The sequence below is a fragment of the Streptomyces sp. NPDC094034 genome (assembly GCF_040303865.1).
Taxonomy (GTDB): Bacteria; Actinomycetota; Actinomycetes; order Streptomycetales; family Streptomycetaceae; genus Streptomyces.
Window position 1 is genome coordinate 1 of sequence record NZ_JBEOUD010000079.1, and the last position, 17607, is coordinate 17607.

Here is a 17607-nt window from a genome sequence, read left to right on the forward strand (position 1 = left end):
TACGAGCGCAAAGCCGAACACTTCCTCGCCTTCACCAGCATCGCCTGCACCCTCATCTGCTACCGCAGATTCACCAAATGAGATGACGTCTAAGACGCCGACGACCAGGGGCAGTTCGGCCGCGTCTGACAGGACATGCATCCTGGAACTGGGCTTACCCTGGTCCACGGAGCTCGGACCAGTGAGTTCGCCCACTTTTTTTGGCCCGGACGTGCGCGGAATCGACGACCACGCGGGACAGGTCGAGTAGTCCGCACTCGTCTATACGGTCGATGACGGCCACGTGCAGCCGGCCCCACACCCCGGCCCTGGCCCAGATCACGAACCGGCGGTGAGCGGTTGACTTCGAGATCCCGAAGCACGGCGGCAACGCCCGCCAGGCACACCCACTTACCAGCACGTAGATGATCGCGGCGAACAGCGTCTCATCGGGGGTGTCCTGTGTCCCACCACCCTGCGGCCGCACCCTCGACGGCGGAATCAACGGCTCCGCGATCTCCCACACCCCGTCCGGAACAATCCAACTCCACCTACCCCGCCCCAGGCCGAACTCAACGAGCGGCCCCCGCATAAGACACCGTCTTAATGCAACGCAGTCGGAACGCCTCTCACCCGAAGGTGTCCAGATAAGAACCTCCTGGGCCGCTACCTGTTCAACATCAAGGCCAGCGGCCCCGGCCTGCGCCCGCTGCGCGGCCCGGACGCGCCCGAACTGGGCGAGGAAGACGACGGCACCCTGGTCTGCCGGACATGGCTGGCCTCGTCAGTAGACCGATTGGCGTCCACCCCGAGGAGCAGGGCGACGAACGATACCGTCGCCGGTCACAACCCGATCCTCAGCCAGGGGAGACGAAGCCGGACTCGTATGCCGCGATGACCGCCTGAGTGCGGTCCCGGGCGCCAAGTTTCGCCAGTACGGAGCTGACGTGCGACTTGACGGTCTCGGTCCCCACCACCAGACGCGCGGCGATCTCCGCATTCGACAGGCCTTGCGCCATGAGACGCAGCACCTCCCCCTCGCGCTCCGTCAATGCGGCACGTTCCATGGCGGTCCTGGCCGCGGTATTGCCGTGGTCCCGACCGTAGGAGGAAGCCAGATGCCGTACCGCCGCCGGGAACAGCAGGGAGTCGCCCTCGGTCACCAGCCGTACGGCGTGCACGATCTCGGCCGGCCGTGCCCGCTTGAGCAGGAAGCCGTCGGCGCCCGCGCGCAGCGCGCCGTACACGTACTCGTCGTTCTCGAAGGTCGTCACCACCACGATCTTCGGCGGGTCCGCTATGGTGCGCAGCACCGTCCGGGTGGCCTCGATGCCGTCCATCAGCGGCATGCGTACGTCCATGACGATGATGTCGGGGCGCAGTTGCCGTACCAAGGGGATCACGGCGGCCCCGTCGGAGGCCTCGCCCACCACTTCGATGTCCGGCTGAGCCCCCAGCACGGCGCGCAGCCCGGCCCGTACGAGCGGCTCGTCGTCGACCAGGAGAACAGTGAGCGGCATCCAGTCAGCCTAGATCAACTACAGCGGCAGATCGACGTACAGCAGCCAGTGGCCGCCGTGCTGTCCCGCCTTGGCCTCGCCCCCGAGCAGCGCGGCACGCTCACAGATGCCGCGCAGCCCCCTGCCACCGCCCGTGCCGGCCACCGGTGCCGGATCGGGCAACGGATTGCGCACCTCAAGCCGCAGCCGCGCTGTCTCGATGGCGATGCGCACGCCGATACGGACAGGGCCCGCGTGCCGCAGCACGTTGGTGAGGGCTTCCTGAAGCATCCGGTAGGCCTCGCGGGAGATCGGCCCCGGAAGGTGCTCCAACGGTCCGGTCACTTCGGCGTCGACTTGCGCACCCGAGGACCGCGCGGAATCCAGCAGACGGCCCGCCTCGTCGAGGGCCGGACGTGCGCCGGCCGGCTGTCCTGTCTCGCGCAGTACGCGCAGGACACGGTCCAGGTCCTCCAGCGCGGCCCGTCCCGTCTCCTCTATGGCCTCCAGCGCTCGGTCGGTGAAATCTGGGTCGCCTGCGGCCCGGGCGGCACCGGCTTGCACCACGGCCAAGGTCAGCGCGTGGCCGAGCGTGTCGTGCAACTCCCGTGCAATTTCGTTGCGTTCCAGCAGCTGCTCGGTGCGCTCCTCCAATTCCGCCAGCCGCTCCTTGACCGACGGCCCGAGCAGCCGGCGAGCAGCCTGCGCCATGAGAGCCCCGGCCCCAGCGGCCACCACGATCAGCACCAGCACGGGCACCGGTGCCAGCAGGGCATGTATCCAGCCCGCATCCGAAACGTACGGCAGCGGGCCGGCGAGGCCGGGCTCCCCGGCGGCCGCCCCGGCAAGCGACAGCGCGAGTGTCAGCAATGTGTTGGTCACCAGTGCGAGGGCGAGGCCTGCTTCCAGACGCAGGACCAGCCAGCCACCGGTTCTCGCCCGGTCGGTCCACGAAGCGGAGAAAACGGTGGAGACTCCAGGGTCCTCGTCATTCCTCACGCGTGCGTGCGGCCCGGGAAACAGCATCAGCCGCGCCTGCAGCCCCTCAGCATGACGGATCGAGGGCACCATGCCAACGGCCAGAGCCAGGGGGATGGGAAGGACCGCGACCAGCAACCAGTCGCGCGGTGACGGGTTGCTCAACCCCGGATAGACCATGGCGCAGGCGAACGGCACGATCGCACCCACCAGCACGTGCAGCCAGCGGGTATAGGTCACCGCACGTGTCAGCGGCAGCAGGAAGCCCGGCATGCCGACATCGTGCCAGAGCAGCAGGGGCCGCCGTCTCCCCCGGGCGGGGGAGACGCTCTCCCCGGGCGGGGGATGCCTGCCCGCGCTTGCCCGACCACGCTGAAGCCATGACCAGCATTGACATCAAAGAACTCACCAAGGAGTACAGCGGTACCCGGGCCGTCGACCGTCTGACGTGCAGTATCGAACCGGGCCGGGTCACCGGGTTCCTCGGACCCAACGGCGCCGGCAAGTCCACCACCATGCGCCTCGTCCTCGGCCTGGACCGCCCCACCTCTGGCACTGCCACGGTCGGCGGCCACCCCTACGCGACGCTGCGCGAGCCCCTGCGCACCGTCGGCACCCTCCTGGACGCGCAGGCCGCCCACGGTTCCCGCACCGCCCGGAACCATCTTCGCTTCCTCGCCGTCAGCAACCGCCTCCCGGCACGCCGCGTGGACGAGGCCCTTCAGAACACCGGTCTCACCGCTGTCGCACACCGACGTATCAGAACCTTTTCGCTCGGCATGCGCCAGCGGCTCGGCATCGCCGCCGCGCTCCTCGGGGATCCACCCGTCCTCATGCTGGACGAGCCCACCAACGGCCTCGACCCGGAAGGAATCATCTGGATCCGCCACTTGCTGCGCCGACTCGCCCGCGAAGGCCGCACAGTCCTGGTCTCCAGCCACCTGATGAACGAGACCGCAGCTTTCGCCGACCATCTCGTCATCCTCGGCAAGGGCCGACTCCTTGCCGACATCCCAAAACAGGACTTCATCGAACAGCACAGCCACCCGCGCGTACGCGTACGCACCAGTGACCCCATCCGACTGCGGGCCGCACTGCTGGCCCAGGGACACACGGTCGCGGAAGACGCTGACGGCCGATGGGTGGTCGACGGCGCCACGGCCGAGCAGATCGGAGCCGCCGCAGCCCGCGAGGGCATCCCCGTCCTCGAACTCACCGACGAACGTGCATCCCTGGAGCAGGCCTACCTCGCTCTCACAGCCGCCGAGGCGGAATTCACCGCCGTGGCCCCCGCGTCCACGGCCACCCCACAGGAGGCCTGACCATGTCCGTCATCGCGGTACTCCACTCCGAGTGGATCAAAATCAGGTCAGTCCGGGCGAGCTTCGGAGCACTCCTCGCGGTCTTCGCCGCCACGCTGGCCATCACGCTGCTCGTCTTCGCCACCGTAGGCCGCGCGGAGGCGGAAGGCGGCGAGGATCCCGTCTTCGGAGCCTTCTACGCGATCAACTTCGCACAGATCGCCGCGATCGCCTTCGGGGCCACCGCCATCTCCTCCGAGTACACAGGCGGTGCCCTTCGGATCTCCCTGTCGGCGGTGCCACGCCGGGGTCTCTTCTACGCGGCCAAGACAGCAATCGTGGCCACCGCCGCCCTCGTCGTTGGACTCGCCACCGCGTTCGCCACCTTCTTCGCGGGCCAGGCGTTCCTAGGAAAGTACGCCATCGGCCTCGGTGAGCCGGGAGCCCTGCGGGCCTGCATCGGCGGCGGGATCTACCTCGCTCTGATGGCCTTGTTCGCTACAGGACTCACTTTCCTCCTGCGCAGCGCCGTCGCGGTGCTCAGCCTGCTCATCCCCTTCATCCTGATCGTGTCCTTCGTGGTCGGAGGCATCGCCGAGGGCGCCTCCGCATATCTTCCCGACCGTGCCGGACAACAAATCCTGCACCAGTACCCGGCAGGAGGCCTTGGCCCTTGGACAGGTCTCGCCGTGACTGCGCTGTGGGCGGCAGCCGCGCTCTTGGCGGGTTGGTGGGCAATACACCGACGAGATGCCTGACAACGCGGTAACCGGCACTCGCCCCGCGCCGGAGGCAGCGCCATGAGCAAGCACACGGGCGGTCAGATCCGGCTGCGCCGTCTGGGCGGGAACACGGCAGGCAACGGCTCTCACAAACGACCATCTGTGAGAGTTCCGCGAGAGGCGCCTGGGTGATCGCGTTCCCGCACGTCGCCACTCGCAGAAGTCCTCTAGAAACTCACACCTTGTGCGAGGCACTTCCGGCAGGTTGTTTTGACAGCATTTGACGGGTTGCGGTAGGTGCTTGGGCCTCGCGGACCGTCATCGGCGACCACCCCCGCAACGCTGTACGAGACAGCGCTACGCGATACTCGTCCTGTGGACTGGTTCGAGCAGGCCCGGGTAGCGGAACAACTCGGGGATTGGGATGCGGCCATCGCGTTGGTAAGCGCCCACGCCGAGTGCTACTCCACCGATCACACGTTGCACAACAACCATCTGTGGCACATGGATTTGCTCGCCCGTGCGAAGCGGTTCTCCGAACTCACTGAGCTTGCTCTCACGGATGTCCACGCACGTCGGAGACTCAACAGATCACTTCGCGATCAGGGGATGGAGGCGGTTCTGCGTAGCCGCGCCGAAGATGGTGACCGTGACGCTCTGTACGTCCTTGTCCGGCTGCTGTGCGAGACAAATCGGGCCCAGGAGGCCCATCGAGTGGTCCAGGACAGCGGCTCGGAGGATCAGTACGCACACCAGATCGTGGCCCGTTTTCGATCACCGTCAAGCGATACGCGGTAACGCTCGGCACCTGCCTCATCTGACCTGTCAGGAGGCGCTTCGTGGAGGGGCCTTGACCCGGAATCTTGGACACGGGTTATGCGGCTTGGGCCAGGGTAGTTGATGTTGCGTTGAGTGCTGTCTCATAGGCGATGGGACTGCGTTGTCCGAGGCGGGAGTGACGGCGTCGGGTGTTGTATCGGTGAAGCCGGCGGAACGCGTCGAGGCGGGCCTCGCGTTCACTGGACCAGGTTCTGCGGCCCTGGAGAGTCTCGCGTTTGAACGTCGCGTTGAAGGACTCGGCGAGCGCGTTGTCCGCGCTGGAGCCGATCGCGCTCATGGACCGGCGGACGTCGGCCTGGCGGCAGGCGTCGGCGAAGGCCCGGCTGGTGTACTGGGCCCCCGTCGTCGGTGTGCATAACCGCTCCGGCGAGGCTGCCGCGGGTGTGTTCGGCGGCGGCCAGAGCGTCGGTGACGAGGTCGGCGCGCATGTGGTCCGCGATCGCCCAGCCGGCGAGGCGGCCTGAGGCGAGGTCGATGACGGAGGCCAGATACAGGAACTTCCCACTGTCCAGCGGGAGATAGGTGATGTCGCCGACGCACTTCGTGTTCGGCTCGCTCGCCGTGAAGTCGCGGCCGATCAGGTCCGGGGCCTTCGCCGCGGCCGGGTCCGCAACAGTGGTGCGGTGCCTGCGACGCAGCCGCACGGCTGCCAGGCCGATGCTCCGCATCACCCGCGCGATCCGCTTGTGGTTGACCCGCTCGCCGTCGTCGCGGAGCTCGGCGGTGATCCTTGGGACGCCGTAGGTGCCGTCCGACTCGCGGTGCACGGCCCGTATCCGGGCGGCGAGTCGGGCGTCGGCCGCCTGCCGGGCCGCCCGGTCCCCGGCCGTGCGACGCCCGTAGGAGAAGCTGGAGCGGGCGATGCCAGGATGATGCACAGCCGCTTCACGCCGTAGCGGCGCTGGTGGTCGGCAACGAGCTGGAAGCGGTTCACCAGCGCGTCTCCCCGGCGAAATACTTCGCCGCCTTCCGCAAGATCTCGCGTTCCTCCTCCAGCTCACGGACCTTCGTGCGCAGAGCCGCGTTCTCCGCCTCCACCGGTGTCCGTGGCTCGGCCGGTACTTCGGCCCGGCGTCCCCGCGGCCGGCTCGCGCCGGCTGCCCGGACCCAGTTCCGCAAGGTCTCGGGGTTGATCCCCAGATCGGCAGCGACCTGCCGGATCGTCGCCTCGGGCCGCGACTGGTACAGCGCGACCGCGTCCGCCTTGAACTGCGACGGATGGTTCTTCATGACCACGAGATGTCCGTTCTCAGATCCTCGCCGGCTTCGGGTATCGAGCCCGAATGCCGGGAACTGGACCTTTCGGTCTCGGCATACAACGCCCGCCGCAGTCGTCCCAAGTCCGCCCGGCAACTGCGCGACGAGCACCTCATCGGGCACATCCGCCGCGTCCACGCGGCCTCGGGCGCGACCTACGGAGCCCGCCGAATCCCACCGCCAACTGAAACGCGAGGGCTTCACCGCGACCCGCTGCACCATCGAGCGGCTGATGCGCCAGGACGGTCTGGAAGGCGTGATCCGCGGGCAACGGCGACGCACCACCATCCCCGAACCATCCGTACCCAGACCGCCGGACCTGGTCAACCGGCACCTCACCGCCCACCGCCCCAACCAGTTGTGGGTCGCTGACCTCACCTACGTCCGCACCTGGCCGGGCTGGGTCTACGTCGCCTTCGTCCTGGACGTGTACTCACGGTGATCGTCGGATGGCAGCTCGCCACCCATATGCCTACCGACCTCCCACTGGAAGAAGGGTTCAGGCCTGATCCATCACAGCGACCGCGGATCGCCATACGTGTCCATTCGCTACAGCGAGCGGTTGCCGGAGGCCGGCGCGACCGCCTCGGTCGGCTCCGTCGCGGACAGCTAAGACAACGCCATGGCCGAGGCCCTCAACGGCTCCTTCAAGGCGGAACTGATCGAGCACCAAGGACCCTGGCGGGACGCTGACCAGGTAGAACGAGCCGTCGTCCAATGGGCCGGCTGGCACAACACCGAACGCCCGCACTCCGCCCTCGACTTCCTCCCACCTGAGGAATACGAAGCCCAGCACCACCGATCCCAGGCCGCCACGAACGCGGCCTGAACCATACAAACCGGCCGCTGCGAAACCCAGGGCAGCTCAGGTAAGCGGCGTACCGCTTGCGCTGAGCCCGGGTGACTCCGTGGCCTGATCAACACGACCACGTGTTGCAACGACCCCTCGGATCCGTCCGCAGGGCGGGGCTCCGGGATGTCCGGGCGCCGCCACCGAGCGTAAAATTTGCAGTGTGAATCCGCGACTGACTTTGCTCAGTACGGTGGCCTCCGGTGCCCCGGAAAGCGAAGTCTTCGGGCTGGCGCTCCAGCACGCCACGGGTGAGCTGTGCGCTCTGGGCGGAATGATCCATCTGTGTGGTCCCACGTCCGCGTTGTGCCTGGTGTCGGCGGTTGGCCTGCCGCCCGCCCTCACCCGCTCCTGGGAGATCATCGATCAGGAGAGCCCGCTGGCCCCGGCGTGTGCCCTGCGCCAGGGCACTGCTGTATGGCTGCCGCCGCTGCCCACCGAAGCCGCCGACGTCCCAGGGCTCGGCACGGGCCTGGCCGCCCTGCCGGTGTCCGGCGGGGGCCGCATCACGGGCACCCTCACCCTTCTGACAGGTGACCGGGGCGAGCCCACCCCGGAGCAGTGGGATTTCCTCCGGGCCGTGGTCGCCTGGACCGAAGAGCACATGGCCCAGGCGCCGAGGCTGTCCGACTCCGCGCCGAAGGAGCCCGATGATGAGCAGCCCTGGCAGGGCGTGCCGGGCCTCAGGGTCGGCTGGTGGGACTGGAACCTCCAGACCGACGGGCTGATCTGGGACGCGGTGGCCATGGAGTTCTACGGCAGCAGACCGGCCGATTTCACCGGCGAGATCCAGGACTGGATGCACATTCTCCACCCCGACGACCTGGCACCGGCGCTGGCGGAGGCGCAGCGAGCGATCCGTGACCACTCGGTGTACGAGGCCGCGTACCGGGTACGGCGTCTGGACGGCACGTACGGCTGGTCGCGGGCCCGCGGTATGCCGACGTACGACGACCAGGGCAAGCCGCTTCGGATGGTCGGCGTGAGGTGGGAGGGCAGCGAGTCGCCTTCCGCTCGGGACGCGCTCAGCCGGGCCCTTCGGCAGATGAGCGACGGTTTCCTGGCGGTGGACCCTGAATGGCGCATCATCTTCACCAACCTGGAAACGGAACACGTGCTGGGATTCTCCCAGGAACAACTTTTCGGGCGTGTGCTGTGGGACCTGCCCGCCGCACGGCGGATCCAGGGCCTGGAGCGCCGTTGCCAGAGGGCCGCCGCAGAGGGGAAACACGCCAGCTTTGATGTGTGCATGCCGGACACGGGGCGTTGTTACCGGCTGCGGCTGGTACCGGGACCCGTAGGCTGCGCCCTCTACCTGACGGACGTCACCGAGAAACTGCGCATGCAGGAGGAGCGCCGGGCGGCCGAGGATGCCGCGTCCGAGCGAGCGGCGCAGATCACGGAACTGACCGCGGCACTCGCCAAGGCGACGACCTCACAGGACGTGGTGGACGCGGTCGCGCAGCGAGTGCTGCCGCCGTTCGACGCCGTCGGACTCATGGTGCAGGCCATCGAGGGAAGCCGGCTCCTCAATGTCGGGTCCGTCGGCTACGCCGACGACTTCCTCGACCTCGTGAACGACCGTGGCGCAGTCGGCACCAGTCCCTCCTGGAGGGTCATCTCGTCCGGAGCACCGGCATTCCTGTCCTCGCCGCAGGAGTACGTCGCGTACGCACCTGACCACGCCGACCTCCCCGGCATCGCCCACAAGCAGGCGTGGGCGTTCCTGCCGCTGACGGCGTCCGATCACACGTTCGGGGTGTGTGTCGTCTCCTTCGACCGTCCGCGTCGGCTCACCGACGACGAGCGTTCGCTGCTGACCACGATCAGCGCCCTCGTCGCACAGGCCCTGGAGCGGGCCCGGCTCTACGACGCCGAGCGCGACCGGTCCCGCGAACTCCAGCGCAGCCTGCTTCCCACCGGCCTGCCCGACCTGCCCGCTTGTGTGACCGCCGCGCGTTACCTCCCCGCCGGGCAGGGCATGGACGTAGGCGGTGACTGGTACGACGTCATCCCGCTCTCCAGCGGCCGGGTCGCCCTCGTCGTCGGCGACGTCATGGGCCACGGCCTGCCCGAGGCGGCCACCATGGGCCGTCTGCGCACGGCCGTCCACACCCTGGCCGACCTCGAACTGCCCCCCGACGAAATCATGGGTCACCTCAACGACATCGTCGGCGACATGGGCGAGGAGTCGTACGTGACCTGCCTGTACGCGCTCTACGACTCCACCACCCAGGTCTGCGCCATCACCCACGCCGGGCACCCGCCCCCGGCCCTGGTGCACCCCGACGGCACCGTGTGGTTCCCCGAACTGGGCGCCGACCCGCCCCTCGGTGCGGCTGAGCCGCCGTTCGAAACGGTCGAGTTGACGCTGCCCGAAGGCACCCTATTCGTGCTCTACACCGACGGCCTCGTCGAGTCGGCCAAACGCGACATCGACGAGGGCACGGCGGAACTGGTCCGGCTCCTGCGCACCGCCCATGAGGACGGCACCGACACGGATCTGGAGCGCCTCTGCGACACGCTGACGGTCGGCCTGCTCCCCGCCGAGCACCAAGCGGCCGACGACGCAGCGCTCCTCGTCGCCCGCCTCCACGCCCTGAACGCGGACAGGATGGCTTCCTGGCCGCTCGCCGAGGACCCGAAGGCGGCGAGCCTGGCCCGCCGGCATGTCCGCGAGCAACTCTCCGCCTGGGGCCTGGACGACCTGACATCCACCACGGAACTGCTGGCCAGCGAACTGGTGGGCAACGTCGTACGCCACGCCAAGGGCCCGGTCAGCCTGCGTCTGCTGCACGGCGCCGTGCTGACCTGCGAGGTTTTCGACGGGAGCCTCACGATGCCCCGTATGCGCCGCGCTGCGGACACCGACGAAGGCGGCCGGGGGCTACAGCTGATCACGATACTCGCGCAACGCTGGGGCACCCGTTACACGGCGAAAGGAAAGTGCATCTGGACCGAGCAGGCCCTGCACGGCCCGGACGGCCGTGGGAGCCAGTCGTCCGACGCCCTGGAGTTGATGTTCCCGGGCACAGACGGATTCGACAGAACAGGCGGATTCGACGTGGACCAGAATGCGCCCTCCTCCGGGGAGAGAGAGCGGCAAGGGCTGCTTCGGGTCCGCTTCTAGGGCTGCGAAGCTGTCCGGGGACACCCTCCTCCTCGCAGGACGTGGGCAAAGGCATCGATCTCGACGGCAATGTCCTGCTCTGGAGCCCGATCCGCCACCACGATCCCTACCCGAACAACCCCGTGAGGAGCCACCGTGCTCGAAGAAGTGTGCATGCGTCGTGCGGTCCGACCAAGTCCAGCAAGCCGTGCCGCGCGCAGTTCTCCGGACGCGGTTTTGCCTGCGAGCTCCACACCACCGACCATGAGAAGGCCCTCGTCAGCACCTACGACCGGGTCGTGGCCGTCACGGTCGACGGTACGGATACGGCAGGACCGGCCCGGGCGCACTCAACACCCTGTCCATCGCCGCCTTTGACGGCGAGAAACGCCTACACATGTCGTCGGTGCGCTTGACGATCTGAAGGGTGAGGGCGAGTTTGCTCCGGCACCGGTCGACCAGGTCGCCGGTGTAGCCGCCGTGGGCCCAGATGAGGGTGAAGTCGCGGTGCAGACGGCGCAGCCGCTCCAGCAGGCCCGCCGCGGCGTCCCGGTCGCCGATGTTCGCGGCGGTGACCGCGACTGGACAGCAGCAGACCGAGCGTGTCGGTCACGACGTGCCGCTTGCGGCCCGGCACCTTCTTCCCGTCGTCGTAGCCGCGTGAGGCGGCCGGCACCGTCGTCGCGGCCCGCACCGACTGGGCGTCGATAATCCCCGCTGTGGGCTCGGCCTCACGGCCCTCATGCTCACGCATCCGACCGCGCAGCCGGTCGTGGAACTCGGTGATCAGCCCGTGCTCGCGCCAGCGGCGGAAGAAGGCGTAGACACGGGCCCAACCGGGGTAGTCAGCGGGCATCGCCCGCCAGGAGATCCCGCCCGCGACCAGATACCAGATCGCGCCCAGCATCTGCCGGTGGCAGTAGCCCTCCGGCTGCCCCCGCCCCTGAAGCCAGGCCGGCACTGGCAGCAATGGACGGATGGCCGCCAACTCCGCATTCGTCATGTCCGACGGATACCGGCGCACCCGATCGGGATGATCGGCCGCATTACCGTACACATGCACGAGGCAGTCACACGATGGAGCAGCCGAGTTGAACTGGGCGAGCTCGGACGCGTACAACAACGACACTAGACTGTGTCTCTTCTGGGTGTCGGGGACCTGGTCCAGCCAGTGCACGGCGTGATCACGGCCCTGGACGACGCCACCGGGGACGATCTCGTCCCCGTCAACCAGCCCTTCCGCGACGACGCCGTGCACTGGCTGGACCAGGTCCCCGACGACAGGTCCCCGAGCATTGCAATTCGACGCAGTCCGGTCAGGCTGAACCGTCGTGGTAGACCGGTGCGTCATTGCAGTTGAAGTCGTTTCCGTCCGCACCGTCGCGCAGACAGACCGTCATGGTGTAGTAGCCGCGGAACGGCTGGGGCAGGAAACCGCTGGTCGTGCCGTCTTGTGAACCGCCGACGCATGAGCCGCTGCCGCCGGCGGCATGTCGCGTCAGGCTCCATGAAGTTCCATCTTTGGACAAGTAACCGACAGCTCGGAAACCGTCCGCCGTCCCCTTGTCGCAGACGCGGAACCAGAAGTACTCGGCGGTCAGAAACGCGTTCGCGGTGCCATACCCGCCTTTCGCCGACTGTAGAGAGTAGACGGTCATGTTCGCAGCCGCACTTGCTGGCGCTGCGGCCAGCACAGTCAGAGCCAGCCCGGTTGCAGCAGCACCGGCAGAGGCGGCCAAACGTGCAGTATGCATGATTTCCCCTTGTAGTGAGAGTGGCAGTCCACTGCTGTGTGACTGTTCGGGAGACCCCCGACTGGGCGGGCCTGAGTGCCCGTGTTCGACTGCTCGGCGTCCAGAATGCCGAGGGCAGCGGCAGCCAGCCTTGTCAGTCCGCGCAGGGTTGTTGACGATTCGCGCACGCCGTAGGCGACAGGTTCCTGTAGTCCCGTGGCGGTATCCCGTAAGCGGTCCGGAACAGGCGGCTGAAGTGCATGGGGTTGGTGAAGCCCCAGCGGGCGGCAATAGCCCGGATCGGGTGGGAGTTCAGGCGGGGATTGGCCAGGTCGAGGCGGCAGCGCTCCAGACGGCGGTGGCGTATCCAGGCCGCCGGCGATGTGTCGTCCTCGGCGAGCAACTGCTGAAGGTGGCGCAGGGAAATGTGGTGGGCGTCCGCGATTGTCTGGGGAGTCATGTCCGTGTGGGCGAGATGCTGTTCGACGTAGGCGCTGATCTGGGCCCGCGGGGCTCTCCTGCGGGCCTCCGGGGTCAGCGCCTTCTCGGCCTCCAGGCAGCGGGCGATTACGGAGGCCAGGAGGTCCAGGGTGACCGAGTTGAGGGTGGGGATGCCGGCTCGGGTGAACTCGCCGGCGTGCGCGTTGAGGTCGGCAAGCCAGCGGGTAAACACCCCGCCCATGCCGTTGCGCCCGCTGATCGGGACGGTGAGCAAGTCCTGCACCGTCTTCTCCGGCAAGGGCAGCATCCGGCGAGAAAACTGCACAGTCACGTGTGACCAACTGTCCAGAACAGGGTGAACCTCTCCGCGGTAGGGACGGCTACTGTCCACTGGGCTTCGATACGGTTGAGCCAGGAACTGTTGGTCGGGGTGTAGGCGATGTCGACGTTGTTGGCATCGGTCCAGTCCGCGACCCGGCGGCAGCGCTTGGTGGTCAGGTGCGGTGAGTAGTTGTCCCACACGATCGCGATGCGCACGTCCGCGGGGTAGAGGGTGCGCAGGTAGCGGGAGAACTCCAGAACTTCGTGCGGGTCTTGGTCTTCTTGATATGGCCGTACATCTTGTCCTTGGCCAGGTCGTAGGCGGCCATCAGGTGCCGTACTCCGTGCGGGCGGGTATAGGTCGCCTGCCGCCGGGGGCGGGGTTCTCGTTCGGGGTCCTTGTGCTTGCCGCTGCGTTCGGCCCACTGGCGGCCAGGGTGGGGCTGGAGGTTGAGCGGTCCGAACTCGTCCATGCAGAGGACGACTTCGGGTTCTCCCCCCTCGGGTATGACCTCGCCGTCGGCGATGGCGTAAAGATGCTCGACCCGGGCCTTCTTGGCGGCGTAGTCGGGGTCGCGGGAGGCCTTCCAGGTCTTCACGCGTTGAAAGGAGACGCCTTCCTCGCGGAGCAGGATACGCAGGCCCTCGTGGCTGATGTCGTCGGCGGCGAGGAAGTCGGCCAGCTTGGCCAGGCTCCAGGTCGAGAACGGCAGGCCATGTTCGACCGGCTTGGACTTCGCGATCTTCTTGACCTTACGCCGCTCGGAAAGGGTGAATGCCTTGGGCCGGCCGCCGCCGTACTTCGGATAGAGGGACGCGAAGCCGTCGGCGTTGAAGTTGCGGATCACATCGCGGACCCGGTCCGCGCTGGTGAAGCCGACGTCGGCGATCCTGGCCACGTCCAGGCCCTGGGCGGATAGCAGCACCATCTGCGCCCGCCGCCAGGTCACCACCGGCCCCGTCCCCCTGCGGACGATCCGCAGCAACCGCCCGCCCTCGTCCTCGTCGATCTCACGGACCCGAACCCGATCAGTCACCGGGACAGCCTGGCAGGTGCGGCGCCTCGGGGCGGGCGGGGACGCGCGTTCATCAGCCTGACTGTCGCTGCCGTAGTTCGTGCAGCCAATCGCGGACCTGTTCCTCATCGTGGAGGAAGGTCCCGTCCGCTCCGGCGGCCAGATCGATGCCGTGCAGGCGGCCGAGCGCCCACCAGGCCAGGTCGTCCCACACGAGATCATCGTCGGCTATCCAGCGGGCTGCCCACCGATCCGCCTCATCGCGACTCAGACGTCCGTCCAGGACCGCGACGAAACGCTCCTCAATCTCATCCAGCCCAGGCTGCCCACTGACGCTCATGAAACGACGGTACACACGACAGGGCGAACGTTGCTTGATGCGGCACTAGTAGGCGGAGCGGGGCTTCCGGCTGCTGGTCTTCTTCGCGGCCGTCTTCTTCTTCGGCATCTCGTGCACGGTGGCATCCTCGCGGCGGGACTCCCTGGCAGCGCTGACCGACTGCTCCAGAGCGGCCGATAAGTCTCCGGCCGCACCCGCACCCCGGCCGTCCGCACATCCTCCGCCAGGAAGTCGGAGTACTGCGGATGGACCGCCTAGTACGCGTTGTTGTTCGTTTCCGAGTCCGGCACGGCCAACAGCGTCCCGTCCAGAGCGAGTACCCGCAGCCCCCGGAAGAACTCGTCGCCCACCAGTTCCTCGAAGGCCTCGATCAACGGTCCAACGCCCTCTTGGCCCAAGTCGTCGCCCTGATCAAGGACGCCGGAACCGATAGCATCATCGACCGCGCCCAGAACCTGAACACCGGCATCACGGGCGCGGGGCTGCCCTTCCTCCACCGGTTCGTGGAGCTTGCCGTCGCCTTCCACCACGCCGTGCGCGGCGAGGACCAGGAGTTGGCCGCCACCATCGGCCGCCTGCGCGAACTAACCGCCACCGGCGACTTCGCCTACTTCGCCGAAATCGCCCACTACATGGGCGGCCTGCCACTGCCCGGTCCTACCACCACGCAGTGGATCGACAGCCCCGACACCGTCCGCACCCGCTGGCAGCACCTCGTCCACACTCGACGTACCCGTACCGGCCGATAGCCGCAGCCTCATCGCGGCGCCGAGGCGTAGGTTCGTGGGCGGACCGCACACGGATCGGGGCACGGACCTCATGTGGTTCGCGCCCCGATTTCACCCTGGCCAGCTGTTTAGCCGCAGGGCCGTGAGGTCACTGGGTGTCGGTGCGTTTGCCCACGAGCGAGGACAGCAGCTCGACCATGATCGCGTTGACCGTGCGCTGCTCGTCGATGAAGCCATCGATCTTCCGCTCCAGACCGTCCAGGCCCTGGGTCACGTGGCCGCTGAGGTTCTCGACCTTCTGGCCCAGGTTCCCGACCTGCAGGCGCACCGCAGTGAGGTGGGACTTGATGATCCCGAACTCGCGGGAGTCCTGAGCCGAGGCCTCTTCGAAGCACCGGGTCAGGGCAGCGAGCTGGCTGTGAGCGATGGGGGCCTCGGGCACGCCTGCCAGATCAGCAAACCGCAGATAAGAAGACTCCACGATATCGTGCCCGTATCCCGTGCGGCCCTCCTCGGTAGCACCCGCGACCGATCATCGGGTCGCCATCCATGCCGAGCCAGGCGTCGAGGTGACTCCACGCCAGCGCGCGAGGCTGTAACGGGTGACCAGCCTCCACGCGGTACGCGTGGCATCCTCCACCCACGCGCGGCCGGCCGCAGGCAGCCCATGGACGCCCCTCAGGTTCTGAGTGATCTTCTCCTCCGAGATGTAGACGTTGCCTCGTCCCAGGTACTTCAGGACGTGCACCGCGAAGTAGTCCACATCCCGCGGACGGCCCTGTCCGCCGAGGATCTGCTTGAGGTCATGTCCGATCTTGGCTCCGATGCTGTGATCACCTTGGCCCTTCTCGTCCCAGAACCTGCTTGCCTCTGGCCGGGGGAGGATGTCGATCAAGTCGACCAAGTGGGCGAGATCGGGGTCGTCGGCCAGGGTGATGATGTCGCTCATGGTTCCTCCGCCTTGGGTGAGGCACTGTCCGCCGTCGTGGGAACGGAGTCCCAGGACGGCCGCCGCAGATCATCGGGCCCATGACACGGGCGACGCCCGCGATTCCGAAATGACTGCCCGATTCTCCACACGCATTGGCTGAGATCCACTGCTTCGCCTCTGCCGCCCTCATCTCAGTCCCGCCGCAGGACGCTGTTGCGGGAGGAGCCGAGCGCGGTGGAGCAATGGGCCACCGGCAGCAGCTGACCGCCCTGCAGCAGAGCCGGTGCCGCACGGCTCTGCGGCCAGGCGGTACCCGTCCCTGTTGCACGAGCAGCACCCGTGTGCCGCTTGGCCCCCAGCCAGAGCACCTTGGGACTGGTCGTACGCCTATATCTTGTGTGCATCACTGAAATACGGGGGGTGTGATGCGGATTCAGGTCAGCGTCGAGACGGGCGACAGCGGCACGGTGATCACTGATTTGTACCGCTGGCTGCGCCAGGACGACGAGCTGCGCCGCCATGCCGAGGTGCGGCTGTTGCCAGCGCGGCAGACAGGCGGCTTCATGAACGCCGTCGAGATCATCGAACTGGTCGTAGGCCAGGGTGTCGCTGTGGCCAACTTCGTTGTTGCTTATGCCGTTTGGCGACAAGGTCGTGCAGCAACAGCGCCTGTCACGATCACGGTTGGCGAGGTATCAGTCACGGTTACGGACGGTTCGGAGGAAGCGATTCGGCGGATCGTAGACCTCTTGCAGTCCGAGAGCGATCGATGACTCTTCCCGATCCTACGAGGTCTCGTGCGGTCTTAATCGGATGTGACCGCTATCGCCACCTGGCGGACCTTCCTGCTGCGGGCAATAACGTCCGCGAACTCGCCACCTTGTTCATGGATCCTGGCTTGTGGGGTCTTCCCTCGCAGCACTGCGTGGTGCTGCACAACCCCTCCTCCGTTGACACCGTGCTGGACGTGGTTCACGATGCGGCGGCTAAGACCGTGTCCTATGTGGTGATCGCTCGTTGGGCTGTTCATGGGGCGGGATACGTGGGGCTGGATTGTTCCGGACGGGCTGTGGGAGATCGCGAAGCCGTTGATCCCACCGTCGAAGGTACGTCCGCAGGGCGGCGGAACGCGGGACACGCCTGATGAGACGCTGTTCGCCGCGATCGTCTACGTGCTGGTGAGCGGGTGCGCTTGGAGGGCTCTGCCGCCGTGCTTCGGGGTCTCGAAGTCCACCGCCCACCGGCGCTTCGTCATCTGGTCCAGGGCCGGTGTCCGGGGCCGGCTGCACGAGGCCGTCATCGACAGGATCGACGAGTGCGGCCTGCTCGACGTGACCCGCGTGGTCCTCGACTCCGCCCACGTACGGGCCAGAAAAGGGGCGATCTCACCGGTCCGAGCCCCGTGGACCGGGGCAAACCGGGTTCCAGGATGCACGTCCTGTCGGACGCGAACGGACTGCCCCTGGGTGTCGGCGTCTCCGCCGCCAACACCCACGACAGGCAGGGCCTGAAGCCGATGGTGGCCGGTCTCCAAACGAGACACGACCCGCACCGCGGCCGGC

The 17607-nt window shown here is 67.5% G+C and carries 16 protein-coding genes and 4 pseudogenes; 9 read left to right on the forward strand and 11 right to left on the reverse strand.

Annotation, left to right across the window (positions count from 1 at the left end; all coding sequences use genetic code 11):
* Window positions 1-93: 93 nt before the first annotated feature.
* From ABTZ59_RS35945 to ABTZ59_RS35955, 3 genes and pseudogenes are all read right to left on the reverse strand, one after another.
* A pseudogene (locus ABTZ59_RS35945) lies at window positions 94-544 on the reverse strand (transposase); the annotation flags it as partial.
* A gap of 292 nt (window positions 545-836) precedes the next feature.
* Window positions 837-1499, reverse strand: coding sequence for a response regulator (locus tag ABTZ59_RS35950; protein ID WP_351425120.1), 663 nt, complete (start codon window positions 1497-1499; stop codon window positions 837-839).
* Between the two features lie 18 nt (window positions 1500-1517).
* Window positions 1518-2729, reverse strand: a complete 1212-nt coding sequence (locus tag ABTZ59_RS35955) for a sensor histidine kinase (RefSeq protein ID WP_351425123.1) — start codon at window positions 2727-2729, stop codon at window positions 1518-1520.
* Between the two features lie 107 nt (window positions 2730-2836).
* On the opposite strand from ABTZ59_RS35955, the gene ABTZ59_RS35960 reads away from it, so the two are divergent.
* The 3 genes from ABTZ59_RS35960 (at window position 2837) to ABTZ59_RS35970 (ending at window position 5277) form a co-directional block, all read left to right on the forward strand.
* Window positions 2837-3778, forward strand: coding sequence for an ABC transporter ATP-binding protein (locus tag ABTZ59_RS35960; protein ID WP_351425131.1), 942 nt, complete (start codon window positions 2837-2839; stop codon window positions 3776-3778).
* Window positions 3779-3780: 2 nt separating this feature from the next.
* Entirely contained in the window at window positions 3781-4515 is a 735-nt protein-coding gene (locus ABTZ59_RS35965) for an ABC-2 transporter permease (RefSeq protein ID WP_351425134.1), read from the forward strand.
* A gap of 339 nt (window positions 4516-4854) precedes the next feature.
* Complete coding sequence (locus ABTZ59_RS35970) at window positions 4855-5277, forward strand: hypothetical protein (RefSeq protein WP_351425137.1); 423 nt, start codon at window positions 4855-4857, stop codon at window positions 5275-5277.
* A 76-nt stretch (window positions 5278-5353) separates the two neighbouring features.
* Here the strand turns inward: ABTZ59_RS35970 and ABTZ59_RS35975 are convergent.
* Window positions 5354-6555 (reverse strand): annotated as a pseudogene (locus ABTZ59_RS35975) (IS3 family transposase).
* A gap of 253 nt (window positions 6556-6808) precedes the next feature.
* Between ABTZ59_RS35975 and ABTZ59_RS35980 the strand changes: the two are divergent.
* From ABTZ59_RS35980 to ABTZ59_RS35990, 3 genes are all read left to right on the forward strand, one after another.
* Window positions 6809-7018, forward strand: coding sequence for a DDE-type integrase/transposase/recombinase (locus ABTZ59_RS35980; RefSeq protein WP_351425140.1), 210 nt, complete (start codon window positions 6809-6811; stop codon window positions 7016-7018).
* A 180-nt stretch (window positions 7019-7198) separates the two neighbouring features.
* Window positions 7199-7405 (forward strand): integrase core domain-containing protein, encoded by a 207-nt coding sequence (locus ABTZ59_RS35985; RefSeq protein ID WP_351425142.1) that lies wholly within the window; start codon window positions 7199-7201, stop codon window positions 7403-7405.
* 184 nt (window positions 7406-7589) lie between these two features.
* Window positions 7590-10556 (forward strand): SpoIIE family protein phosphatase, encoded by a 2967-nt coding sequence (locus tag ABTZ59_RS35990; RefSeq protein ID WP_351425148.1) that lies wholly within the window; start codon window positions 7590-7592, stop codon window positions 10554-10556.
* A 370-nt stretch (window positions 10557-10926) separates the two neighbouring features.
* Here the strand turns inward: ABTZ59_RS35990 and ABTZ59_RS35995 are convergent, their stop codons facing one another.
* The 5 genes and pseudogenes from ABTZ59_RS35995 to ABTZ59_RS36015 all read right to left on the reverse strand — a co-directional run bounded on the left by ABTZ59_RS35995 (window position 10927) and on the right by ABTZ59_RS36015 (window position 14401).
* Window positions 10927-11793 (reverse strand): transposase, encoded by an 867-nt coding sequence (locus tag ABTZ59_RS35995; protein ID WP_351425150.1) that lies wholly within the window; start codon window positions 11791-11793, stop codon window positions 10927-10929.
* A gap of 58 nt (window positions 11794-11851) precedes the next feature.
* Window positions 11852-12289, reverse strand: a complete 438-nt coding sequence (locus tag ABTZ59_RS36000) for a hypothetical protein (RefSeq protein WP_351425153.1) — start codon at window positions 12287-12289, stop codon at window positions 11852-11854.
* 133 nt (window positions 12290-12422) lie between these two features.
* The gene (locus ABTZ59_RS36005; RefSeq protein WP_351425156.1) at window positions 12423-13040 is read right to left on the reverse strand and encodes a helix-turn-helix transcriptional regulator; all 618 of its coding nucleotides are present in this window, start codon (window positions 13038-13040) and stop codon (window positions 12423-12425) included.
* A 53-nt stretch (window positions 13041-13093) separates the two neighbouring features.
* Window positions 13094-14067: pseudogene (locus ABTZ59_RS36010) on the reverse strand (IS630 family transposase); the annotation flags it as partial.
* Between the two features lie 52 nt (window positions 14068-14119).
* On the reverse strand, window positions 14120-14401 hold the full coding sequence (locus ABTZ59_RS36015; protein ID WP_503003860.1) for a YxzC family protein: 282 nt from the start codon (window positions 14399-14401) through the stop codon (window positions 14120-14122).
* A 374-nt stretch (window positions 14402-14775) separates the two neighbouring features.
* On the opposite strand from ABTZ59_RS36015, the gene ABTZ59_RS36020 reads away from it, so the two are divergent.
* Window positions 14776-15135 carry a hypothetical protein gene (locus ABTZ59_RS36020; RefSeq protein WP_351425163.1) on the forward strand — a complete coding sequence of 120 codons (360 nt, stop codon included), beginning with the start codon at window positions 14776-14778 and terminating at the stop codon, window positions 15133-15135.
* 127 nt (window positions 15136-15262) lie between these two features.
* Here the strand turns inward: ABTZ59_RS36020 and ABTZ59_RS36025 are convergent, their stop codons facing one another.
* A complete protein-coding gene (locus ABTZ59_RS36025) occupies window positions 15263-15595 on the reverse strand; it encodes a hypothetical protein (RefSeq protein WP_351425166.1) in 333 nt (110 codons plus the stop codon).
* A gap of 51 nt (window positions 15596-15646) precedes the next feature.
* Window positions 15647-16063, reverse strand: a complete 417-nt coding sequence (locus tag ABTZ59_RS36030; protein WP_351425169.1) for a hypothetical protein — start codon at window positions 16061-16063, stop codon at window positions 15647-15649.
* Between the two features lie 407 nt (window positions 16064-16470).
* Between ABTZ59_RS36030 and ABTZ59_RS36035 the strand changes: the two genes are divergently transcribed.
* A complete protein-coding gene (locus ABTZ59_RS36035) occupies window positions 16471-16818 on the forward strand; it encodes an effector-associated constant component EACC1 (RefSeq protein ID WP_351425171.1) in 348 nt (115 codons plus the stop codon).
* Between the two features lie 255 nt (window positions 16819-17073).
* Window positions 17074-17607: pseudogene (locus tag ABTZ59_RS36040) on the forward strand (IS5 family transposase); the annotation flags it as partial.